Origin of the sequence: Metallibacterium scheffleri (assembly GCF_002077135.1) — a bacterium.
Lineage (GTDB): Bacteria > Pseudomonadota > Gammaproteobacteria > Xanthomonadales > Rhodanobacteraceae > Metallibacterium > Metallibacterium scheffleri.
Window position 1 is genome coordinate 526,166 of record NZ_LDOS01000002.1, and the last position, 21,114, is coordinate 547,279.

The window sequence follows — 21,114 nt, forward strand, 5'->3', positions numbered from 1 at the left end:
GCTGTTGCGATGCGAACCTACAACGAACTGAGTTTGGATGAGCGCGTGGAGATGCAGCGACGTCTGGAAGCCGGTGACAGTCTGCGTGCGATTGCCCGCTCGCTGGGCCGTGCCGCGAGCACGATCAGCCGCGAGCGCCGGCGTGCGCCGAGTGGGGTGACCTATCTCGCGCAGGCGGCGCAAGGGCGAGCGGGCCTCTGCCGACGCAAACCGCGGGTGCCGCGCAAGCTCGACGATCCAGCGCTGCGAGAAGTGGTCCATGAGCTTCTGTTTGCGCGCTGGTCGCCGCAGCAGATCGCCGGGATACTGGCGCGGGCCTTCCCCGATCGGGCGGACTACCGGGTGTCGCACGAGACCATCTATGGCGCGATCTACGTGACCCCGCGGGGCGACTTGCGCAAGCAGCTGATTGCCTGCCTGCGGCAGGGCCGCAGCACCCGCAAGCCGCGCAGCCGCGGTCAGGATCGACGTGGCCAGATCCCGAACATGCAGAGCATCCATGTGCGCCCGCCCGAGGTCGAAGACCGGTTGGTCCCGGGCCACTGGGAGGGTGATCTGATCAAGGGCACCGGCAATCGCTCTTCGGTCGGCACGCTGGTCGAGCGCAGCAGTGGCTTCGTGGTCCTGGCCAAGATGAGCAGCGCCACCGCCGCAGACGCGCTGGTGAGCTTCAGCCAAGCCCTGCAGCGCATCCCGGCCGCCCTGCGCAAGACGCTGACCTACGATCAGGGCAAGGAGATGAGCTATCACGATGCGTTGACCTTGCGAACCGGTGTGGCGGTCTACTTCGCCGACCCGCACAGCCCCTGGCAGCGCGGCAGCAACGAAAACACCAACGGCCTGTTGCGTCAGTACCTGCCCAAGGGCACGGACCTGTCGGTGTACAGCCAAGACGAGCTCAACCAGATCGCGTTGAGCCTCAACACCCGACCTCGGCAACGGCATGGATTCCACACGCCGCTGCAGGTCTACAACGAACATCTACGACTCGCCGAGGCCACGCTCGGCACCATGCACTGATTCTGTTGCACCGGGACCTTGAAACCGCCAAGACAAAAGGGCGCGGTTACACCATATCAGAGGGTGACGGTTTAGCGTACTCATAATCCGTGTTCAACAACTACAGTCAGATCCGTGCGGAGTGCAAAAGTGTTCATCTTCTCAACACTATGAATGCCGGCGTAAATCCATATCGAACGGCTTCACATGTAGCTCTCCTTGGCATAAAAAAGTAACGTGCCCAACCAAAACTGAGGTTGCACTTTTTCTGAAACTCCACTCTGCCCCTGATTCCGGTTTCGGGCGCGACCACGCGCACGCAACGCGATGCGCTTACGGGTCGGCCTAGTCTCCTCACGCATGCACCCCCGAAGTAAACGCCCACAGCACGATGATGCACATGATCACCACGTAGATGCGCAGTGCCCAGAACACGCCCTGTTGCCAGGGCTTGAGCTGCTGCCGCTGCACCGGCGCCAGCGGCGTGTCCCAGCCCTCGTCGGCGAGCAGGGCCTTGAGTTCGTCGGGGCTGTATTGATCGAGATCTTTCATGGCTCAGGCTCCAAACAGGGTGGGGAATACGGTGACCAGGCCATACAGGACATTGCACAGGATCAGCGCCAGCATGATCGCGATGGACACGCCGTTGCGCAGCGGACCGTTGGCGTAATCGCCCATCAGTTCCTTGTCGTTGAGCAGCATCAGCAGGAACAGCATCGCCGCGGGCATGAACACGGTGGCGATCACTTGCACGCTGAGGTTGAGAAAGCCCAGCGGCAGGTTGGGAAACAGCACCACGCCGGCGGCCAGCACCGTGCCCATCACCGCGGGCGCGTAGAAACGCCAGGCCTGCGCCGGTTTGGCATTGAGCGAGCGCGGCAGGTCGAGTGCTTCGCCGATGGCCCACGCGGTGCTGGCGGTGATCACCACGGCGGCGATCAACCCGGCCTCGATCAGTCCCAACGCGAACAGCTTCATGGCGGTATCGCCCAGGTGCAGGCGCAACGCGTGCAGCACCGCGCCGGCGGTCATGTCGCGGGCATCGGGCAGGCCGGACAGCACCACCGCGCCGATGATGATGACCGCCATTGCCACCACCACCATGCCGGTGACGCCAAGCATCAAATCGCGCCGGCTGGCGGGGATGTCCTTGGGCAGCAGGCCCTTGTCCACCACGCAGGACTGCTGAAAGAACAACTGCCACGGCGCGATACTGGTGCCGATGTTGGCCGAGAGCAGGATCAGGAACGTCGCCGACAGCAGACCGCCCGGCAGCATCCAGCCGCCGCCGGCAAAGGCCTGCGCCACCGCGCCCCAGTCGGGCTTGGCCATCCACACCAGCGGCACGAACACCAGATTGAACGCGGCGATGACCAGCGCCACGCGCTCCCATGCCCAGTAGCGCAGAAACACCAGCGTGCCGACGACGAAGGCCAGGGTCAGGGGTACCGTGATCGCGTAAGGGATGCCGAATGCCAGTCCACCGATGCGGATGCCGATGAACTCGGTCACCAGCGTCAGGATGTTGGCCAGCACCAGATCGACCAGCGAGAACAGGCCCCAGAATGGCCCGTAGCGCTTCCAGATCAGTTCGGCGTGGCCACGCCGCGTCACCGCGCCCAGACGGATGGTCATCTCCTGCACGATGTAGGCGATGAAACCCAGCACGAGAATCATCGGCAGGAAGATGCCGAGGCCGTAGGCCGCGCCGGTCTGTGCGTAGGTGAGCACGCCGCCGGCATCGTTGTCGCCCAGCATCACCAGCAGGCCGGGGCCGACCAGCGCCAGCACCAGCAGCAGGCGATTGGGCAAGGTGCGCGGGCGCGCGCGCAGATCGGCGATGTACAGGCGATCACGCAAGCGCTGGTCGAAGCCGGCGCGCGCGCCCTGGTTGAGATTCGGGTCGTGCACTGCATGCGGAATGATGCTCATGGTCATGGCTCGTGGCGGGTTTGCGAGTGGAGGCGGAACGGCGTGGCTTGGGGTGAATGGCGCATCAGATCGCGACGTGCACGCGCACGCCGGGCACGCGCGCCGGGCCGCGCGCGTGGTTATAGCCGGGATTGGAGATCCACTGCAGGTCGGGACTCACTTGCAGGTAACGTCCCATCAGTGCCGCATCGCCTTGTGCGGGCAAGCCCAGCGCGGCGAGCGCAAGCCGGACCAGTGCGTACAGCGTGCGCGTGTCGCAACGCATGCGATCGAACCGTGGCGGCGGCAGCGCCAGAGCGATCCGGTGCTGCGCAAGATAGGGCAAGGAATGGAGGCAATTCGCGCGTACCAGTGCGCCTGCGGGCGCGCCGTGCTCGGCATATGCCGCCAGCGCATTTCGATATGCGCGTGCCTGTGCGCCGGGGTTGCCTTGGGCAGGGCCGGATGCGGCGAATGCACGCAAGAGCGCAGCGGCGCGTGCCTGGCACCGCCAGTCAACGCGGAAAGATCGAACAGCAGCATGGCTCACCTCCAGTCCACGGACCGGAGGCGAGCGGGACGTTACGAGTGCCCGCCCGCGCCCACGGCGCGGTCTGTCGTCAGGGCAGCGAGACACGCGTGGAGCACGCTCGCTGCGGGGATACTCGGATAACTGTCCATGGGACTCGGTATCAGCCTGGAAAGCGCCACGGGGCGACCCGCGCGGCGCGCGCACTGTAGGTGTGACGCCGCGATGCGTCAACAGAAATTTTCGCGGCGCGTGGCGTGTGTTCAGTGCCCGTCGAACAGCGGCTTGCGCCGCTCGATGAAGGCGCGCGTGCCCTCGCGCATGTCGCTGCCGGCGAAGCACAGCGCGAAGGCCTGCGTCTCGAACGCCAGCGCCTGGTCCAGCGCGCACTCGCTGCCCTCGATCACGCAGGCGAGGATGTGGCGCATGGCTTGCGGCGCGGCGCTGGCGAGTTGCGTGGCGATGGCATCGACCTCGGCATCCAGTGCCTCCGGTGCGACCACGCGCGTGAGCAGTCCCAGTTGCTGCGCGCGCTGCGCGTCGATGGGCGCGCCGAGCAGGCACAGCTCCAGCGCGGCAGCGCGTCCGCATAGGCGCACCAGCCGCTGCGTGCCGCCGAAACCGGGAATCAGCCCCAGGCCGACTTCGGGCTGGCCCAGCCTGGCGCGCGTGCTGGCGATGCGCAGGTGGCAGGCCATGGCCAGTTCCAGTCCGCCACCCAGCGCGTAGCCATGGATACGTGCCAGTACCGGTTTGCCGAGGGTCTCGATGCTGCGCATCAGGCTTTGCCCCTGTTGCGAAAACGCCTGCGCCTGCGCCGCTGTGAGATCGGCCATCTCGGTGATGTCGGCGCCGGCAACGAACGCCTTCTCGCCCGCGCCGGCGAGCACGACCACGCGCACGGCGTCGTCGTGGCGCGCCTGCTGCATCGCGCTACCCAGCTCACCGAGCAGCGCGCGGTTGAGCGCGTTGAGTTTGTCGGCGCGATTCAGGGTGATGCGGCGCACGGCGCCGGTGTCTTCGATCAACAGGTGGGTGCAGTCCATGACGGTGCCTGATTGAGGTAGGGTGAGAATGCCGCGCCGGCTGTACGCTGGCGGCACGAATGTTAAACAGCTGGGAACCTTTGTGCCGTGCGTGACTCTACGCTCGGACCGGTATGCCGGCCCCGTGTTCACCTATCGCCGAGAGAGATCCGCATGCGCAAGCTTGCCCCGATGGCCCTGCTGGCCCTGATTCCCCTTCTGCCGCTGGTTGCGCTGGCGCAGCAAGCGCAAGCCCCGGCCCATGCCGCATCCGTGCCCGCGACGGCGCCGGTCCCGATCAATCGCGATCAACTGTCGTACGCGGTCGGCTTTGAAGTCGGCAGCAATCTTGCCGGCAACAAGGTTGATGTCGACATCAAGCGCGTGATGCAGGGCCTGCAGGACGCCTACGCCAAGGAAACCCCGGCCGTGCCGGTGGCCGACATGCGCGCGCAACTGGCCGGCCTGCAGCAGCGTCTGCGTGCGCAAGCGCTGGCGAATTACAAGAAGGTGGCCGCGAACAATCTGCAGCAGAGTGAGGCCTTCATGGCCACCAACAAGGCCAAGCCGGGTGTGATCACGCTGCCGGACGGCATCGAATACCGCGTGCTGGAATCGGGCAAGGGTACGCAACATCCGGTCGGCACGTCCAAGGTCACCCTGCATTTCCGCGCCTCGCTGCCCAACGGCAGCGAATTCGCCAGCTCGTATGCCGATGGCAAGCCGATCACTTTCCAGGTGGACAAGATGATCCGCGGCTGGCAGGCGATCCTGCCAAGGATGGTGGTGGGTGACCGCTGGCAGGTGTTCGTGCCGCCGCAGCTTGCCTTCGGCCCGGTCGGTCAGCCGCCGCGCGTCGGGCCCAACATGGCCGTGGTGTTCGAGTTGAAGCTGCTGAAGATCGACAACAGCGGCAAGTGAGCCTTGCGGTAGAGGCCACGGCGCGGACATCCGCGCCGTTGCTGCGTCGCCGCGCAACGCCCATGTGCATGATCGCGATGCATCGCGCGAACGCAGTGCCTGCCTGGCGCCCCTGCTTTGGCCGTGCAGACGGCCATGTTGTTGCCCTGCAAAAAAAGTGTTGACAAGCGCGCATCCAGCGCTTTACTTTCGAATCATGTTCACGCGCACCGCCCCCGCCGCCCACGTCCGCAGCGCTCCAGTCGCTGCCGCGCGCGTGCTGGCCGTGCCGCGCATCACTCCCGCTGATTTTGCCTGCATCGCGAGCCTGCTCGCGGCGGCGCTTTACCTTCTCGCGATTCTCCTCATTAGCCACGGAGCAGCGGGATAGGTCGCGCGTCGCAATCAACAGCAGACGAACCACCAGAACCCCGCTCCTGATCCGAGCGGGGTTTTTTTTCGCCCCCGGTTTCATTGGTCACCTTACCCGTCACCCCACCCGTCGCCGCCGCACCCGCCACGCAACCCGCGGAGTCAACATGAGCAATCCGACCCATCCCGTCGCAGAGCACGACCCCACCGTCGCCGTGCCAGCGGCGCGTGCGCGCCTGCTGATCTTCGACACCACCCTGCGCGACGGCGAGCAGGCGCCCGGCTGCAGCATGAACCGCGCGCAGAAGTTGCGCATGGCGCACGTGCTCGAGGAACTCGGCGTGGACATCATCGAGGCGGGATTTCCCGCCGCGTCCGACGCCGACGCCGCGGCGGTCGCCGCGGTCGCCGCGGCAGCGCGACAGGCGCGCATCGCCGCGCTGGCGCGCTGCCAGGAAAGCGACATCGTCAGCGCCGCGCGCGCGCTGCAAGCGGCGCGCGCGGCGCGCATCCACCTGTTTCTGGCGACCAGTCCGATCCATCGCGAGCACAAGTTGCGCATGGGCAAGGCGCAGGTGCTGGCTGTCGCCGTCGCCGGCGTGCGCCGCGCACGCGAGCTGTGCGACGACGTCGAGTTCTCCGCCGAGGACGCGCTGCGCACCGAGCCGGAGTTCCTGATCGAGGTGTTCAACGCGGTCATTGCCGCCGGCGCGCGCACCATCAACGTGCCCGACACCGTCGGTTACACCACGCCGGTCGAAATCGCCGCGCTGTTCGCGCGCCTGCGCCGCGAGGTGGCCGGCATCGACGACGCGGTGCTGAGCACGCATTGCCACGACGATCTGGGGCTCGGCGTGGCCAACAGCCTGGCCGCGATCGAAGCCGGCGCGCGCCAGGTCGAGTGCACGCTCAACGGCATCGGCGAACGCGCCGGCAACGCCGCGCTCGAGGAAGTGGTGATGGCGCTGCGCACGCGCAGCGACCGCTACGCGCTGGCGACCGGCATCGACAGCACGCGCCTGTATGCCGCCTCGCGCGCGCTCAGCGGCATGATCGGCCTGGAGGTCGCGCGCAACAAGGCCATCGTCGGCGACAACGCCTTCGCGCACGAGGCCGGCATCCACCAGCACGGCATGCTGGCCAATCGCGCCACCTACGAAATCATGCGTCCCGAGGATGTCGGCTTTCCGCATACGCGTCTGGTGCTGGGCCGGCACAGCGGCCGCCACGCGCTGCGCGAGCGCATCCGCGAGCTGCTGCTGAACATCGATGACGCGCGTTTCGAGTCCGTGTTCAGCGCGTTCAAGGCGCTGGCCGAGAACAAGCGCGAGGTGCTCGATGCCGACGTCGAAGCGCTGGTGCTGGGCGCCAGCGTGCAGGCACGCGGGCCATGGATGCTGGCCGCGATGCACGTCGGCACCTACGTCGGCGGTGCCTCGATCGCGTCATTGCACCTGCGCCATGTCGATGGCCGCGAGGTACGCGAAACCGCCACCGGCAGCGGCCCGGTGCATGCCGTCACCGCCGCGCTGGTGCGCGCCTCCGGGCTGGCGCTGGAAATCCTCGAACTGCGCGTGCGCAGCATCGGTCTGGGCGCTGGCGCGCAGGGCGAGGCGGTGTTGCGCGTGCAGCACGACGCGCAGGAATCGCGTGGCCGTGGCACCAGCACCGACATCGTCGAGGCCGCCGCACTGGCCATGCTCGAAGTCGTCAACCGCATCGAACGCACGCAGCCGCGCGCGCCCGCCAATCTCACCCATCCCCACGACGGAAATTCACACCATGACGATGAAACCCGCCACGTATCTGTGGCATGACGGCCGCATCAAACCCTGGCACGAGGCCACCGTGCATGTCGGCGCACACGTGCTGCATTACGGCTCCTCGGTGTTCGAGGGCGAGCGCGTCTACGCCACCCCGGACGGCCCGCGTTATTTCCGCTTGCGCGAGCACACCGAGCGCCTGTTCCGCTCGGCGCGCATCCATGATCTGAACATTCGCCACAGCGCGGATGAAATCGACCAGGCCTGTGCCGACGTGGTGCTGGCCAATGGTCTCGACAGTGCTTACGTGCGCCCGCTGGTGTACCGCGCCGGCTTCACCTTCAGCCTCGCGCCCGATCCCGAGGTGCCGGTGGAAGTGGCGATCATCGCGCTGCCCTGGGGCAATCTGCACGGCGATGGCGTGCACGCGGGCATCGACGTGTGCGTGTCGTCCTGGCACCGGCCTGCGCCCAACACCCTGCCCAGCGGGGCCAAGGCCGGCGGCAATTACCTGTCCAGCCAGCTGATCGCGCAGGAGGCCAAGCGCGGCGGTTACGCCGAGGGCATCGCGCTGGCACCCAACGGCCTGCTCAGCGAAGGCGCCGGAGAAAACCTGTTCCTGGTGCAGCGCGGGCGGTTGTACACGCCGCCGGTCGCCGCCGGCATCCTTGCCGGCATCACCCGCGACAGCGTGCTGGTGCTGGCCGCCGAGCTCGGCATCGACGTGGTCGAAGGCGATCTGCCGCGCGAGCTGCTGTACACGGCCGAGGAGGTGTTTCTCACCGGCACCGCGGCAGAAATCACGCCGGTACGCTCGGTCGACCGCAAACCGGTCGGCAAGGCCACCCCGGGCCCGGTCACGCGCGCGCTGCAGGATGCGTTCTTCGGCCTGTTCGATGGCCGTCACGCCGACCGTCATGGCTGGCTGACGCCGTTGCACGCCAGTGCGGCGCTGCGGACAGAACTGCAGCGCGAGGTGGCGTGATGGCCGCGCGCACGCTGCTGGACAAACTCTGGGATGCGCATCAGGTGATCGCCGAAACGCCTGACACACCGGGCGTGATGTACGTCGATCTGCATTTGCTGCACGAAGTCACCTCGCCGCAGGCCTTCACCGAACTGCGCGCCCGCGGCCTGCGCGTGCGTCGCCCCGCGCGCACGCTGGCGACGATGGACCACTCGACGCCGACGCTGGCGGCCGACGCCTCCGGCACGTTGCCCTACGTCACGCCCGCCGCCGCGGCTCAGGTGCAGCAACTGCGCGCCAATTGCGCCGAGTTCGGCATCGAGCTGCTGGACCTGGCCAGCGCGCAGCGCGGCATCGTCCACGTGATCGGCCCGGAACTCGGCGCCACGCAGCCGGGCATGACCATCGTCTGCGGCGACAGCCACACCAGCACGCATGGCGCGTTCGGCGCGCTGGCCTTCGGCATCGGCACCAGCGAGGTCGGCCATGTGCTGGCCACGCAATGCCTGCTGCAGCGCAAGCCCAGGGCCATGGCCGTCGAGGTGCGCGGGCGCCTGCAGCCGGGCGTCAGCGCCAAGGATCTGGTGCTGCACATCATCGGTCACATCGGCGTCGACGGCGGCACCGGATGCGTCATCGAATACCGCGGCGAGGCGATCCGCACGCTGTCGATGGAAGAACGCATGACGGTGTGCAACATGTCCATCGAGGCCGGCGCGCGTGCCGGCATGATCGCGCCGGATGCGACCACCTTCACCTGGCTGAAGGGTCGTCCACGCGCACCGCAAGGCGCGGCCTGGGAACAGGCGGTCGCGTATTGGCAGACATTGCACAGCGATGCCGAGGCGCGCTTCGAGCGCAGCGTCAGTATCGACGCCAGCGCGGTGCGTCCGACACTGAGTTACGGCACGCATCCGGGCATGGTGCTGGACATCGACGCCGTGGTGCCGACAGCAACCGATGCGCAAACGCAGCGTGCGCTGGACTACATGGGCTTGCGCGCCGGCAGCCATCTCGCCGGTACGCCGGTGGACGTGGTGTTCGTCGGCAGTTGCACCAACGGGCGTCTGTCCGATTTGCGCGCCGCCGCCGCGGTGCTGCGCGGGCGCCGCGTCGCCGGCAGCGTGCGCATGCTGGTGGTGCCGGGTTCGGCGGCGGTCAAGCGCGCCGCCGAGCAGGAAGGCCTGGATGCGGTGTTCCGCGCCGCCGGCGCGGAGTGGCGCGAACCGGGATGCTCGATGTGCATCGCCATGAACGGCGATCTGGTGGCGCCTGGCCAACTCGCGGTCAGCACCAGCAATCGCAATTTCGAGGGCCGCCAGGGACCGGGCGCGCGCACCGTGCTGGCCAGCCCGGCCAGCGCCGCCGCCGCCGCGGTGGCCGGATGCATCGCCGATCCGCGCGCGTATCTGCTCGAGGAGGCCGTGGCATGAAACCGATCCGTCATCTGCATGCACGCACGGTCGTGCTGGCGCACGAGAACATCGACACCGACCGCATCATCCCCGCGCGCTTCCTCACCACCACCAGCCGCGCGGGACTTGGCCAGCACGCGTTCCAAGACTGGCGCTACCGCGGCGACGGCACGCCCGATCCGGAGTTCGTGCTCAACCGCCCCGAAGCCAGCGGCGCCAGCATCCTGGTGGCGGGGCGCAACTTCGGCTGCGGCTCCTCGCGCGAGCATGCACCGTGGGCCTTGCTCGATGCCGGCCTGCGCGCGGTGATCAGCAGCGAGATCGCCGACATCTTCCGCAGCAACGCGCTGAAGAACGGCCTGTTGGCGATCACCGTGGATGCCGCCGAACACCGTTACCTGCTGCGCCATCCAGGCCTCGAGTTGGGCATCGACGTGGTCACCGGACACATCACCCTGCCCGACGGCGGGCGCTTCGCTTTCACGCTGGACGCGTTCGCTCGCCATTGCCTGATCGAGGGCATCGACCAACTGGGCTTCCTGCTGCGCGCGGACGCCGCCATACGTCACTACGAGGAGCAGCACGCCGCATGAACACCCCACACGCATCCGCCCACATCGCGCTGCTGCCCGGCGACGGCATCGGCCCCGAAGTCACCGCCGCGGCGGTGGCCTGTCTCGAAGCCGTGGCCGAAATCCACGGCTTCCAGCTGCGCTTCAGCGAGCATGCCATCGGCGGTGTCGCCATCGATGCCTGCGGCACGGCGCTGCCGGAGACCACGCGTGCCGCCTGCATCGCCAGTGACGCGGTGCTGCTGGGCGCGGTGGGCGGACCGAAGTGGTCCGACCCGCGCGCGCCGGTGCGCCCCGAGCAGGGTCTGCTGGCGCTGCGCGCGGCCATGGGGGTGTACGCCAACCTGCGCCCGGTGCAGGTGCATCCGCGCGCCGCGCAGTTCTCGCCGCTGCGGCTGGAAAAACTGCGCAATGTCGATCTGCTGTTCGTGCGCGAGCTGACTGGCGGCATCTACTTCGGCGCCAAGACCCGCGATGCCGCCGGCGCATCGGATCTGTGCAGTTACAGCGTGGCCGAGATCGAGCGCGTCTTGCGCCGCGGCTTCGCGCTGGCCAGGCAGCGCCGGCGCAAGCTGACCTCGGTGGACAAGGCCAACGTGATGGAGACCTCGCGCTTGTGGCGCGAGACCGCGCAGCGCCTCGCCGCAGAGTATCCCGACGTGCAGGTCGAGCACCAACTGGTCGATTCCATGGCCATGCTGTTGCTGACGCGCCCGGCCGATTTCGACGTGATCGTCAGCGAGAACCTGTTCGGCGACATCCTCACCGACGAGGCTGCCGCCATCGCCGGCTCGCTGGGTCTGCTGCCGTCGGCCTCGCTGGGTGACGGCCCGCGCGGCCTGTACGAACCCATCCACGGTTCGGCGCCGGACATCGCCGGGCGCGGCATCGCCAATCCGGCCGGCGCCATTGCCAGCGCCGCGCTGCTGCTGCGGCATTCGCTGGGCATGCAGGTCGCCGCCGGCGCGCTGGAAAGCGCGTTGTGGCTGGCGCTGGACGAAGGCGTGCTGACCCCCGACCTGGGCGGCCATCACGGCACCGCCGCGCTCACCGATGCGGTGATCGGGCATCTGTGGTCGCAATCGGCGGTGGACACGGCCGTGGTGGCGCGCGCATGAGCGAGACATCCAGACCCCTGCGCAGCGACGCCATCAAGACCGGTCCTGACCGCGCGCCGGCGCGCGCCATGCTGCGCGCCACCGGCCTCGGCGACGCCGACCTGGCCAAGCCGCTGGTGGCGATCGTGCACACCTGGTCGAACGTGTCGCCGTGCAACCTCAACCTGCGTGATCTGGCGCAGGCCGCCGCTGAAGGCGTGCGCGCGGCGGGCGGCACGCCGGTGGAGTTCAACACCATCGCGGTGACCGACGGCATCGCCATGGGCAGCAGCGGCATGCGCGCCTCGCTGGTGTCGCGCGAGGTGATCACCGATTCCATCGAGCTGGTGGTCGAGGGCCATTGCCTGGACGCCGCGCTGATCCTGTGCGGCTGCGACAAAACCATCCCCGCCGCGGCGATGGCGCTGGCGCGCATGAACCTGCCCGGGCTGGTGCTGTACGGCGGCAGCATCGCGCATGGCGTGCTCGGCGCGCGCCATCTCACCGTGCAGGACGTGTTCGAGGCGGTGGGCGCGCACGGTGCCGGCACGCTCGACGACGCCGGCCTGCGCGCGGTGGAAACCCATGCCTGTCCAGGTGCCGGCGCCTGCGGCGGCCAGTTCACCGCCAACACCATGGCCATGGTGCTGACCGCGCTGGGCCTGTCGCTGCCGGGGACGAATGATGTGCCGGCGACCGATCCGGCCAAACTCGATGCCGCGCGCCGCTGTGGCGCGCAGTTGATGCAGCTGCTGGCGCACGGCCCGTTGCCGCGCGAGGTGCTCACGCCGGCCGCGTTGCGCAACGCTGCGCGCATGGTCGCGGCCACGGCGGGATCGACCAACGCCGTGCTGCACATGCTGGCGATCGCGCACGAGGCCGAGGTGCCGTTCACCCTGGAGGATTTCGAGACCGCCGCGCGCAGCACGCCGGTGATCGCCGACCTCAAGCCCGCCGGCCGCTACACCGCGGTCGAGCTGAGCGCCGCGGGCGGCACGCTCTGTGTCGCGCAGATGCTGCATGCGGCCGGCATGCTCGAGGATTCTCCCACGGTCAGCGGGCGCGGCCTGTTCGCGGAACTCGCTGCCGCGCCGCCGCCGCCGGCCGGGCAGGACGTGGTGCATCCGGTGTCGGCGCCATTGAAGCCGCGCGGCGGCTTCACCATCCTCTACGGCACGCTCGCGCCCGAGGGCTGCATCCTCAAGCTGGCCGGGGCGGGGCGCACGCATTTCACCGGCCCGGCGCGCGTGTTCGAGAACGAGATCGAAGCCTTCGCCGCGGTGCAGGCCGGCGTCATCCAGGCGGGCGATGTGGTGGTGATCCGCAACGAAGGCCCGGCCGGCGGTCCCGGCATGCGCGAGATGCTGGCGGTGACCGCGGCACTGGTCGGGCGCGGCCTGGGCGGCAGCGTGGCGCTGATCACCGATGGCCGCTTCAGTGGCGCCACGCACGGCGTGATGGTTGGCCACATCGCCCCGGAAGCCGCGCGTGGCGGGCCCATCGCCCTGCTGCGCGACGGCGACGTGGTGCTGATCGACGGTGATGCGCGGCGCATCGATGGCCCCGAGGATCTCGAATCACGCCGCGCAACCTGGGTGCCGCGCGAACCACCGGTGAAGCGCGGCGCGCTGGCCAAGTACGCGCACATGGTCGGCTCGGCCGCGCGCGGCGCCATCACCGAATCATTTTGAGCCCATCCTTTCCCGCCCCACTTTCCAACGGAGACTCGCACCATGAATCCCACACAGGAAGCCAGCATCGACGCCCTCAAGGGCCAGCGCATCGGCGTACTCGGTTACGGCAGCCAGGGCCGCGCGCACGCGCTGAACCTGCGCGATTCAGGCCTCGACGTGCGCGTCGGCCTGCGTCCCGGCGGCGCCACTGCGACGCAGGCCCGCGCCGATGGTTTCGCGGTCGCCGCGCCGGCGGAAGTGGTCGGCGGCAGTGATCTGGTGGCCGTGCTCACCCCGGACATGGTGCAGCCGCAGTTGTATCGCGAGGCCATCGCGCCGCATCTGCGCAAGGGTGGCGCGCTGCTGTTCGCGCACGGGCTCAACGTGCACTACGGCATGATCGATCCACGCGCCGACATCGACGTGATCCTGGTCGCGCCCAAGGGGCCGGGCGCGCTGGTGCGCCGCGAATACGAACGCGGCGCTGGCGTGCCATGCCTGTTCGCGGTGCAGCAGGACGCCAGCGGCCACGCGCGCGCGCGCGTGCTGGCCTACGCCGCCGGCATCGGCGGCGCGCGCACGCAACTGATAGAAACCAGCTTCCGCGAGGAAACCGAAACCGATCTGTTCGGTGAGCAGGCGGTGCTGTGTGGCGGCGCCACCGAGTTGGTGGTGCAGGGCTTCGAGACCCTGGTCGAGGCCGGCTACCAGCCCGAGGTGGCGTATTACGAGTGCATGCACGAGCTCAAGCTCATCGTCGATCTGCTGTACGAGGGCGGTCTCGCGCAGATGCACAAGTACGTCTCCGAAACCGCGCAATACGGTGATCTGACCCGCGGCCCGCGCGTGATCAACGCGGAGACGCGGCAGCGCATGCGCGAGGTGCTGACCGAGATCCAGGATGGCCGCTTCGCGCGCGAGTGGGTGGCCGAATACGCCGCCGGCAATCCGCATTACAAGGCACTCAAGCAGCGCGATCTCGAGCACCCCATCGAAAAAGTCGGCGCCGCGCTGCGTGCGCAGATGGGTTGGTTGCAGGCGCCCAAGGCCACGGTCAAGGGCGCGGCCGTCACGCCGATCAAAAACACCGGCACCGGTGGCTGAGATGGCCGATACCGGAGCCATCCACAGCAGCGTGCGCACTGGCGCGCAGTGGCTGGTGGCGGCGCTGGAAGCCGAGGGCATCGACACGATCTTCGGTTATCCAGGTGGCGCCATCATGCCGGTGTACGACGCGCTGGTGGACAGCAAGTTGCGCCACATCCTGGTGCGCCACGAGCAGGGCGCGGCGCTGGCCGCCGATGGCTACGCGCGCGCCAGCGGACGCATCGGCGTGTGCCTGGCCACCTCGGGGCCGGGCGCGACCAACCTGCTCACCGGCATCGCCAACGCGTATCTCGATTCGGTGCCGATGCTGGCCATCACCGGGCAGGTGGCCAGCGGGTTGATGGGTACCGACGCGTTCCAGGAGGTCGATATCTTCGGCATGAGTCTGCCGGTGGTGAAGCACAGTTTCATCGTGCGTCGCGCCGAGGACGTGGCCGCTACCGTGCACCAGGCCTGCGCCATCGCGCGCAGCGGGCGCCCGGGGCCGGTGCTGATCGACCTGCCCAAGGACATCGCGTTGACGCGCGCCACAGCGGGCGTCACGCAGCCGCAACCCGTCGCCGCGGCGCCGGCACCGGACGCCACCGCGCTGGCCGCGGCGCGCGCGTTACTGGCGCGCAGCGAACGTCCGCTGCTGTATGTGGGCGGCGGCGTCGGCATGGCGCGTGCCGAGGCCGCGTTGCGCGATTTCGTCGCCGTCACCGGCATGCCCTCGGTGTGCACGCTCAAGGGCCTCGGTGCGATCGACCCCGACGCACCCGGACACCTCGGCATGCTCGGCATGCACGGCAGTCCGGCGGCCAATCACGCGGTGCAATCCTGCGACCTGCTGCTGGTGGTCGGGGCGCGCTTCGACGATCGCGCCACCGGCAAGCTGGATACCTTCGCGCCCGGCGCACGCGTGGTGCACATCGATGCCGATGCCGCCGAGATCGGCAAGCTGCGCAGCGCGCAGATCGCGCTGGCCGGCTGCATGCCGCAGGCGCTGGCGGCGCTGGCGCAAGCGCTGCCGATCGCGCCGTGGCGCGAGCACTGCGCGGCGCTGCGCGCGTTGTACGCCAACCGCTACGACGCGCCGGGCAGCGACATCTACGCGCCCGCGCTGCTGCGCGAGCTGTCGCTGGCCGCGGGTAATCAGGCCATCGTCAGTTGCGATGTCGGCCAGCACCAGATGTGGGTGGCACAGCACTGGCACATCCATTCACCGCACGCGCACCTGACCAGCGGCGGCCTCGGCGCCATGGGCTACGGCCTGCCCGCGGCGCTGGGCGCGCAACTGGCGCGGCCCGATGCGTGCGTGATCTGCGTGACCGGCGACGGTTCGATCATGATGAACATCCAGGAGCTGGCCACCCTGCGTCGCTACGCCATCCCGGTGAAGATCGTGCTGCTCGACAATGCCTGCCTGGGCATGGTGCGGCAGTGGCAGGAGCTGTTTTTCGAGCAGCGCTACAGCGAAGTCGATCTGTCCGACAACCCCGACTTCGTCGCCCTGGCGCAGGCTTTCGGCATCGAGGCCTTCGGCATCGACGCGCGCGCGCAGGTGCCCGGCGCGATCCGGCGCCTGCTCGATGCGCGCGGCCCAATCCTGTGCCACGTGCGCATCGATCCGCGCGCCAACGTCTGGCCGCTGGTGCCGCCGGGCAAGTCCAACGGCGAGATGATGGACTCCGCCGCATGATCCAGCGCCTGCACGTCACCCTGCTGGATGTCGAGGGCGCGTTGCAGCGCCTGCTGGGCACCGCCGAACGCCGCGGTTTCCACGTGCTGCAATTGCACGCCGAGGTCGGCGCCGGCGCCGTGTGCACGGTGGCGCTGACGCTCGAAGGCGCGCGCGATGCCGAGCTGCTGCGGCGCCAGCTCGAGCGCCTGCACGAGGTGCGCGAGGTGAGCCTTGCGCCGGAATGAGCGGGGCATCCCTGCACGCTTGCGCGGTGTGCGCGTGAACGCTTGATTGTTTCCGTTCGCCCGCGAGAGAGGTGGAGGGTTCGCGTTTGCACGGTTGCACGCCGTGCATCAACGATGGTTCTTGCGAGACCACGCAAGAACCATCGGTTCATGCACGACACGCGACGATGCAAGAGCGCCTCTGCATGCGGTGCTGCGAGTCATCCTTGCGGAGTGAGTGGGGGAAAGCGCGCGCCGTGCAAACGCGCCGGCATCAAAGCCAAGTCACGCCGAGCCAGAACCCAGCACGGAGTCTGGCGCGATCATGCGTCGACCCTGCGCAAGGCGCGCGCCGCGCGCCGGGACTAAACTGCGCGGCATGTCCGTGGACACGCTGCCCGTTACCTCGACGCCCTGCATCGGCGTGTGTCGCCTCGATCGCGACAAGCTGTGCATGGGTTGCCGGCGCACGCTGGGCGAGATCGCGGCGTGGTCGCGTCTCGATGAAACCGAGCGCCTGCGCCTGATGCGCGAGGTGTTGCCGCGGCGCCGGATCGGCCATGTCCGCGCCTGACGACGCTGCGCCGCGCGGTGCCGAGCCTGCCTGCACGCTGGACGCCGAATTGTGCGCGCCACGCTCGTCGTTGCGCGCGGCGCTGCATCCGCTGGATACGCCACCGCAACCGCCGGGCTGGAACCACGCCGATCTCGTTGACGTGCTGGGCGATGTCGCGTTGACGCCGGCCGCCGTGCTGGTGCCGCTGTGCGCGCGCGCCAGTGGCCTCAATGTGCTGTTCACGCGCCGCGTCAGTGGCCTGCGCCAGCACGCCGGGCAGGTGAGCTTTCCCGGCGGGCGCAGCGATGCCGGCGACCGCGATGCGCTGGCCACCGCGCTGCGCGAGAGCGCCGAGGAAATCGGCCTGCACGCCGCCAGCGCGGAGCCGCTGGGTTATCTGGATTGTTTCGACACCATCAGCGGCTACCGCGTGACGCCGGTGGTGGCGCGCATCGCCGCCGATTTCGTGGCGCGGCCCAATGCCGACGAGGTGGCCGAGGTGTTCGAGGTTCCGCTGGCCTGGCTCGGCGATCCGCAAAATCTGCACGCGCGCCGGGTCGATTATCGTGGCCGCGTGCGTACCATCTACGAGTTCAAACCCGGTGGTCATCTGATCTGGGGCGCCACCGCCGGTATTCTGGTCAACCTGCTGGCACGCATGAGGTCATGATGACGATTCCCGAGACTTTGATCGATGCCGCCGCACTGGCGGCCCTGCCTGCGAGCGCGGTGCGGGTGGTCGATTGCCGCTTTGATCTGGCCGACAGCGAGGCCGGGGCGCGCGCGTATCGCGCCGGACACATCCCCGGCGCGGTCTATGCGAATCTCGATCGCGACCTGTCCGATTTGTCGCGCACAGCGCAGGGCCTGGGCCGGCATCCGCTGCCGTCCGCCGCTGCGTTTCGCGCCACGCTGCAACGCTGGGACTGGCGCCCGGGCCTGCCGGTGGTGGCCTATGACGGCCACGCCGGCGCGATCGGTGCCGCGCGTCTGTGGTGGATGCTGCGCAGCCTCGGCCAACCCGCGGCGGTGCTCGACGGCGGCTGGCAGGCGTGGCTCGCCGCGGGTCTGCCGCAAGCAACCGGCGCTGCGCCTGGCGCGGCATTCTCGGATGCCGCCGCGTCGGACCAGGATGCCGGGGCCGCCATGCCCGCGCGCGAGTTCGACGCTGCCGCGCTCGTCGACACCGATGCGCTGCGTCGGCATCTGGCCGCGGGCAGCGTGGCACTGATCGATGCGCGCGCGCCCGAGCGCTACCGCGGCGAGGTCGAGCCCATCGATCGCGTCGGCGGCCACATCCCCGGCGCCGGCAATCGTCCCTACGTGCAGAACCTGCAGGCCGACGGCCGTTTCAAGCCCGCCGCGCAATTGCGCGCCGAATGGCTGGCCGTGCTCGGCGCTGCCACACCCGCCAGCGTGGTGCATTCCTGTGGCTCCGGCGTATCCGCCTGCCACAACCTGCTGGCCATGGAGCACGCCGGCCTGCGCGGCTCGCGCCTGTACGCGCCCTCGTGGAGCGGCTGGGTCAGTGATCCACAGCGGCCGGTGGCGAAGGGGTGAAGCGCGATCACACGCAATTTATCAGGGGGGAGCTATGAAATTCTGGGTTGGCGTAACTGATAACGATTGGTTCAAGTTTCTTGCTGCTCGCAAGCTTGATGAGGTGAACTTTTGGCAGCCCAGTTCCCGACCACTATTCTCAGATGCGCCAACGGGGTTGCCATTCTTGTTCAAATTGAAGCGTCCGCATAACCACATCGCTGGTGGTGGTTTTTATGTCGCTCATACCACGTTACCTGTGACCTTGGCTTGGGAAATCTTCGGCGAAAAAAATGGTGCTGCGTCGTTCGACCAATTGCAGTCCTTGCTCGGCCCACTGCGGCAGCACCAAGCAGCGACGAACGAGATCGGCTGCACAGTACTTTCCAGTCCATTCTTCTTCCCGCAATCTGAGTGGATTAAAGATCCAGCGGGTTGGGCTCAGAACATTGTGCGCGGCAAGATGTATGACGACAGTACGACAGATGCGCGAGCCATCTGGAATGACCTCCAGCCACGTTTGGCTGCAGCGCTGAACAACGCGCCCGCTGGCGGACCACTCGATGGCCTCCGCGTCGAAGAGCCTGTGCAAAAGTTTGGTACACCATTACTGTTCAAGCCACGCTTGGGCCAAGCGTCTTTCCGGGTATTAGTTACCGATGCTTACAAGCGTCGTTGCGCCATTACTGGCGAGAACACTTTGGTTGCGCTTGAGGCTGCCCACATTGTGCCTTACGCGAGCGATGGTAGTTCGCACGACATCAGAAATGGCCTGCTGTTGCGGGCCGACTTCCACCGGCTCTTCGATGCAGGACTTGTCAGCATCACTCCTGAGATGAAGATCAAGGTTAGCCGCAGAATTCGCGAGACTTGGTTTAACGGCAAGGTCTACTACCGATTAAACGATCAGCCGCTTTCAGCGGTGCCTGACAGCATCGCGCAGCGCCCAGACCCGGATCGTTTGAACTGGCACTACAACAACGTTTTCCAAGCTTAGGAGCGCACTGTGGCCGTGATCGCCGATGGTTTGCTCAAGGAGCTCCTCGACTTTCGCGAGGAACGCGACTGGCGTCAGTTCCACACGCCCAGGAATCTTTCCACGACGTTATGCATCGAAGCCGCTGAGTTGCTCGAGTGCTTCCAGTGGGCTGCTGACTCTGAGCTATCCGAGGTTGTAAGACGAGAGCGTGTCGCGATCGAAGATGAGATCGCTGATGTCGCGATCGTGCTGTCCTACCTTTGCCACGATTTGGGACTGTCACTAGACGACGCGGTGCGCTGCAAGTTGGACAAAAATCGCGCCAAGTATCCAGTGGATAAAGCTCGAGGAAACGCCACAAAATATGATCGCCTTTGAGGCCATACGTCTCACCGCTTCCGATCTCTATCGATAGTGTTCGCTTCGTAATTTCTGGCGGCTAAGTGTCGTACATCACATCGGCGATGGCGGCGCTGCGCGCGACCGAACTACAAGGTCGCATCCCGAAAGGCTTTCAGGACAGCGTTTATGCGGGTTTGCCAGCCGCTGCCCTGCGCGCGATACCAGGCCAGTACTTCCTTGTCCACGCGCAGCGCAATCTGCTCTTTGCGTTCTTCGGCTGTCTTGGCGGGTCGTCCGCGCTTGGCACGCAACTCGGTCAGACCCTTGTGGGCGGTGGCGTCAGCCCAATAGGCCAAGGTTGCTGCCTTGCTGGCGCGGTCGTAGGGCACGTCAGGCTTGCGGGTACGCGTGGAAGTACGCTTCTCGTTCATGGGCTGTGGCTACTCGGCAGGAAATCAATCGCGGACCATCCTCGCGGTCGGTCCACACCACGACAACGACACGCCCGTGGGTCCATCCCAGACTCACCAGTCGTTGCTCTGCGTAGGCTCCGCGGTCGTCTTCGCGGGTGAGCATGGGGCCGTCAAAAGCCGCCATGCAGTCGGGCAGGTCGATCTTGTGCTTGCGCAGATTCTTTTGACGCTTGGCCGAGTCGTGGCTCATTCGCAATTTAATGTATATGCATTAAGTGCGCTGCGCAAGTCCAGTCAACCTGGACTCTTGCTGCGCAGATTTCCCGACTCGCGGCGCACCGGCGCATTTACGATTTCGCCAAGCGCGTCATGTAACGCGCTGTAACGCGAACCGCAACGTTCCGATCTTCGCCAAGCCAGGGATGGCCGCACAACAAGTCCCATTGCTTATTGCAGGTTTCCCAGTGGCACACTGCGCGCGCCGCACGTCGCGGCTGCGGTCGAGCCAGGGGGCTGCCCATGTACGTACTCATGCTTCCCGGTCTGTGGAATTCCGGTCCGCAGCACTGGCAAACGCTGTGGCAAGCCGGGCACGCGGACTGGAAGCGGGTGCTGCAGCGCGACTGGCAAACCCCGGACCGCGCCGAGTGGGTGGAAACGCTGCGCCTGAACGTCGCCGCGTGCCGACGCCCGCCGGTGCTGGTCGCGCACAGCCTGGGCTGCGCGCTGGTTGCGCACTGGGCGCAGGCGGCCAACCGCGGCGCGATCGCGGGCGCCTTCCTGGTCGCGCCGAGCGATGTCGATGCGCCCGGTTATCCGCCGGGCACGACGGGGTTCGTGCCCATGCCGATGCACCGGCTGCACTTTCCATCGCTGCTGGTGGCCAGCCGCAACGATGCGTACTGCTCCGTGGCGCGGGCCAAGGCGTTCGCCTCCGCCTGGGGCAGCGAGCTCGCCTGGGTGGGCGAAGCCGGACACATCAACGCCGATGCCGGTTTCGGCGCGTGGCCCGCGGGCGAGCGCCTGCTGCTGGATTTCTGCGCGCGCGTGCAGGGCTGAGAGGCCGAT

21 protein-coding genes and 1 pseudogene are annotated in these 21,114 nt (G+C 67.7%); 16 read left to right on the plus strand and 6 right to left on the minus strand.

Annotated elements, in window-relative coordinates:
- The first annotated feature begins 9 nt into the window (after positions 1-9).
- Positions 10-1,020 (plus strand): IS30 family transposase, encoded by a 1,011-nt coding sequence (locus Mschef_RS07555; protein WP_081125962.1) that lies wholly within the window; start codon positions 10-12, stop codon positions 1,018-1,020.
- Between the two features lie 333 nt (positions 1,021-1,353).
- Here the strand turns inward: Mschef_RS07555 and Mschef_RS07560 are convergent, their stop codons facing one another.
- From Mschef_RS07560 to Mschef_RS07575, 4 genes are all read right to left on the minus strand, one after another.
- Positions 1,354-1,551, minus strand: a complete 198-nt coding sequence (locus Mschef_RS07560; protein ID WP_081127214.1) for a hypothetical protein — start codon at positions 1,549-1,551, stop codon at positions 1,354-1,356.
- A gap of 3 nt (positions 1,552-1,554) precedes the next feature.
- The gene (locus tag Mschef_RS07565; RefSeq protein WP_081129906.1) at positions 1,555-2,931 is read right to left on the minus strand and encodes an NRAMP family divalent metal transporter; all 1,377 of its coding nucleotides are present in this window, start codon (positions 2,929-2,931) and stop codon (positions 1,555-1,557) included.
- Positions 2,932-2,995: 64 nt separating this feature from the next.
- A complete protein-coding gene (locus tag Mschef_RS17665) occupies positions 2,996-3,196 on the minus strand; it encodes a carbohydrate porin (protein WP_206780155.1) in 201 nt (66 codons plus the stop codon).
- A 506-nt stretch (positions 3,197-3,702) separates the two neighbouring features.
- Entirely contained in the window at positions 3,703-4,485 is a 783-nt protein-coding gene (locus Mschef_RS07575; protein WP_081127216.1) for an enoyl-CoA hydratase/isomerase family protein, read from the minus strand.
- Between the two features lie 153 nt (positions 4,486-4,638).
- On the opposite strand from Mschef_RS07575, the gene Mschef_RS07580 reads away from it, so the two are divergent.
- The 14 genes and pseudogenes from Mschef_RS07580 (at position 4,639) to Mschef_RS07645 (ending at position 19,669) form a co-directional block, all read left to right on the plus strand.
- The gene (locus tag Mschef_RS07580; protein WP_242426488.1) at positions 4,639-5,385 is read left to right on the plus strand and encodes an FKBP-type peptidyl-prolyl cis-trans isomerase N-terminal domain-containing protein; all 747 of its coding nucleotides are present in this window, start codon (positions 4,639-4,641) and stop codon (positions 5,383-5,385) included.
- A 518-nt stretch (positions 5,386-5,903) separates the two neighbouring features.
- The gene (locus Mschef_RS07585) at positions 5,904-7,553 is read left to right on the plus strand and encodes a 2-isopropylmalate synthase (protein WP_081127218.1); all 1,650 of its coding nucleotides are present in this window, start codon (positions 5,904-5,906) and stop codon (positions 7,551-7,553) included.
- The gene (locus Mschef_RS07590) at positions 7,525-8,484 is read left to right on the plus strand and encodes a branched-chain amino acid transaminase (RefSeq protein WP_081127219.1); all 960 of its coding nucleotides are present in this window, start codon (positions 7,525-7,527) and stop codon (positions 8,482-8,484) included. The genes Mschef_RS07585 and Mschef_RS07590 overlap by 29 nt, the downstream gene beginning before the upstream one ends.
- Positions 8,484-9,899, plus strand: a complete 1,416-nt coding sequence (gene leuC / locus Mschef_RS07595) for a 3-isopropylmalate dehydratase large subunit (protein ID WP_081127220.1) — start codon at positions 8,484-8,486, stop codon at positions 9,897-9,899. The genes Mschef_RS07590 and leuC overlap by 1 nt, the downstream gene beginning before the upstream one ends.
- On the plus strand, positions 9,896-10,474 hold the full coding sequence (gene leuD / locus Mschef_RS07600; RefSeq protein ID WP_081127221.1) for a 3-isopropylmalate dehydratase small subunit: 579 nt from the start codon (positions 9,896-9,898) through the stop codon (positions 10,472-10,474). Before leuC ends, leuD begins: the two co-directional genes overlap by 4 nt.
- Entirely contained in the window at positions 10,471-11,571 is a 1,101-nt protein-coding gene (leuB, locus tag Mschef_RS07605) for a 3-isopropylmalate dehydrogenase (protein WP_081127222.1), read from the plus strand. The genes leuD and leuB overlap by 4 nt, the downstream gene beginning before the upstream one ends.
- Positions 11,568-13,241 carry a dihydroxy-acid dehydratase gene (gene ilvD / locus Mschef_RS07610; protein WP_242426489.1) on the plus strand — a complete coding sequence of 558 codons (1,674 nt, stop codon included), beginning with the start codon at positions 11,568-11,570 and terminating at the stop codon, positions 13,239-13,241. The genes leuB and ilvD overlap by 4 nt, the downstream gene beginning before the upstream one ends.
- A gap of 42 nt (positions 13,242-13,283) precedes the next feature.
- The gene (gene ilvC / locus Mschef_RS07615; RefSeq protein ID WP_081127223.1) at positions 13,284-14,327 is read left to right on the plus strand and encodes a ketol-acid reductoisomerase; all 1,044 of its coding nucleotides are present in this window, start codon (positions 13,284-13,286) and stop codon (positions 14,325-14,327) included.
- Between the two features lies 1 nt (position 14,328).
- Positions 14,329-16,011, plus strand: a complete 1,683-nt coding sequence (gene ilvG / locus Mschef_RS07620; protein ID WP_081127224.1) for an acetolactate synthase 2 catalytic subunit — start codon at positions 14,329-14,331, stop codon at positions 16,009-16,011.
- Positions 16,008-16,238: an ACT domain-containing protein gene (locus Mschef_RS07625; protein ID WP_081127225.1), complete on the plus strand. Its 231-nt coding sequence runs from the start codon at positions 16,008-16,010 to the stop codon at positions 16,236-16,238. Before ilvG ends, Mschef_RS07625 begins: the two co-directional genes overlap by 4 nt.
- A 358-nt stretch (positions 16,239-16,596) precedes the next feature.
- Positions 16,597-17,443: pseudogene (locus Mschef_RS07630) on the plus strand (CoA pyrophosphatase).
- A complete protein-coding gene (locus Mschef_RS07635) occupies positions 17,443-18,333 on the plus strand; it encodes a sulfurtransferase (protein WP_081127226.1) in 891 nt (296 codons plus the stop codon). Before Mschef_RS07630 ends, Mschef_RS07635 begins: the two are co-directional and overlap by 1 nt.
- Positions 18,334-18,367: 34 nt before the next feature.
- On the plus strand, positions 18,368-19,309 hold the full coding sequence (locus Mschef_RS07640; protein ID WP_081127227.1) for an HNH endonuclease: 942 nt from the start codon (positions 18,368-18,370) through the stop codon (positions 19,307-19,309).
- Between the two features lie 9 nt (positions 19,310-19,318).
- A complete protein-coding gene (locus Mschef_RS07645; protein WP_197686758.1) occupies positions 19,319-19,669 on the plus strand; it encodes a nucleotide pyrophosphohydrolase in 351 nt (116 codons plus the stop codon).
- Positions 19,670-19,779: 110 nt separating this feature from the next.
- On the opposite strand, the gene Mschef_RS07650 is transcribed toward Mschef_RS07645, so the two are convergent.
- Both Mschef_RS07650 and Mschef_RS07655 read right to left on the minus strand, forming a co-directional pair.
- Positions 19,780-20,064, minus strand: coding sequence for a BrnA antitoxin family protein (locus Mschef_RS07650; RefSeq protein ID WP_081127228.1), 285 nt, complete (start codon positions 20,062-20,064; stop codon positions 19,780-19,782).
- The gene (locus tag Mschef_RS07655; protein WP_081127229.1) at positions 20,024-20,296 is read right to left on the minus strand and encodes a BrnT family toxin; all 273 of its coding nucleotides are present in this window, start codon (positions 20,294-20,296) and stop codon (positions 20,024-20,026) included. The genes Mschef_RS07650 and Mschef_RS07655 overlap by 41 nt, the downstream gene beginning before the upstream one ends.
- Before the next feature lie 269 nt (positions 20,297-20,565).
- Here Mschef_RS07655 and Mschef_RS07660 point away from each other — a divergent pair, with 269 nt between their 5' ends.
- On the plus strand, positions 20,566-21,105 hold the full coding sequence (locus Mschef_RS07660; RefSeq protein WP_197686759.1) for an RBBP9/YdeN family alpha/beta hydrolase: 540 nt from the start codon (positions 20,566-20,568) through the stop codon (positions 21,103-21,105).
- Positions 21,106-21,114 lie beyond the last annotated feature (9 nt).

Coding starts and splice junctions, on each gene's coding strand:
- Mschef_RS07555 (WP_081125962.1), top strand. CDS start 10: ATGCGAACCTACAACGAACTGAGTTTGGATGAGCGCGTGGAGATGCAG.
- Mschef_RS07655 (WP_081127229.1), bottom strand. CDS start 20,296: ATGAGCCACGACTCGGCCAAGCGTCAAAAGAATCTGCGCAAGCACAAG.
- Mschef_RS07560 (WP_081127214.1), bottom strand. CDS start 1,551: ATGAAAGATCTCGATCAATACAGCCCCGACGAACTCAAGGCCCTGCTC.
- Mschef_RS07640 (WP_081127227.1), top strand. CDS start 18,368: ATGAAATTCTGGGTTGGCGTAACTGATAACGATTGGTTCAAGTTTCTT.
- ilvG (WP_081127224.1), top strand. CDS start 14,329: ATGGCCGATACCGGAGCCATCCACAGCAGCGTGCGCACTGGCGCGCAG.
- Mschef_RS07660 (WP_197686759.1), top strand. CDS start 20,566: ATGTACGTACTCATGCTTCCCGGTCTGTGGAATTCCGGTCCGCAGCAC.
- Mschef_RS07575 (WP_081127216.1), bottom strand. CDS start 4,485: ATGGACTGCACCCACCTGTTGATCGAAGACACCGGCGCCGTGCGCCGC.
- leuD (WP_081127221.1), top strand. CDS start 9,896: ATGAAACCGATCCGTCATCTGCATGCACGCACGGTCGTGCTGGCGCAC.
- Mschef_RS07650 (WP_081127228.1), bottom strand. CDS start 20,064: ATGAACGAGAAGCGTACTTCCACGCGTACCCGCAAGCCTGACGTGCCC.
- Mschef_RS07590 (WP_081127219.1), top strand. CDS start 7,525: ATGAAACCCGCCACGTATCTGTGGCATGACGGCCGCATCAAACCCTGG.
- ilvC (WP_081127223.1), top strand. CDS start 13,284: ATGAATCCCACACAGGAAGCCAGCATCGACGCCCTCAAGGGCCAGCGC.
- Mschef_RS07565 (WP_081129906.1), bottom strand. CDS start 2,931: ATGAGCATCATTCCGCATGCAGTGCACGACCCGAATCTCAACCAGGGC.
- Mschef_RS07625 (WP_081127225.1), top strand. CDS start 16,008: ATGATCCAGCGCCTGCACGTCACCCTGCTGGATGTCGAGGGCGCGTTG.
- Mschef_RS07635 (WP_081127226.1), top strand. CDS start 17,443: ATGACGATTCCCGAGACTTTGATCGATGCCGCCGCACTGGCGGCCCTG.
- Mschef_RS07580 (WP_242426488.1), top strand. CDS start 4,639: ATGCGCAAGCTTGCCCCGATGGCCCTGCTGGCCCTGATTCCCCTTCTG.
- Mschef_RS17665 (WP_206780155.1), bottom strand. CDS start 3,196: ATGCGTTGCGACACGCGCACGCTGTACGCACTGGTCCGGCTTGCGCTC.
- ilvD (WP_242426489.1), top strand. CDS start 11,568: ATGAGCGAGACATCCAGACCCCTGCGCAGCGACGCCATCAAGACCGGT.
- Mschef_RS07585 (WP_081127218.1), top strand. CDS start 5,904: ATGAGCAATCCGACCCATCCCGTCGCAGAGCACGACCCCACCGTCGCC.
- leuB (WP_081127222.1), top strand. CDS start 10,471: ATGAACACCCCACACGCATCCGCCCACATCGCGCTGCTGCCCGGCGAC.
- leuC (WP_081127220.1), top strand. CDS start 8,484: ATGGCCGCGCGCACGCTGCTGGACAAACTCTGGGATGCGCATCAGGTG.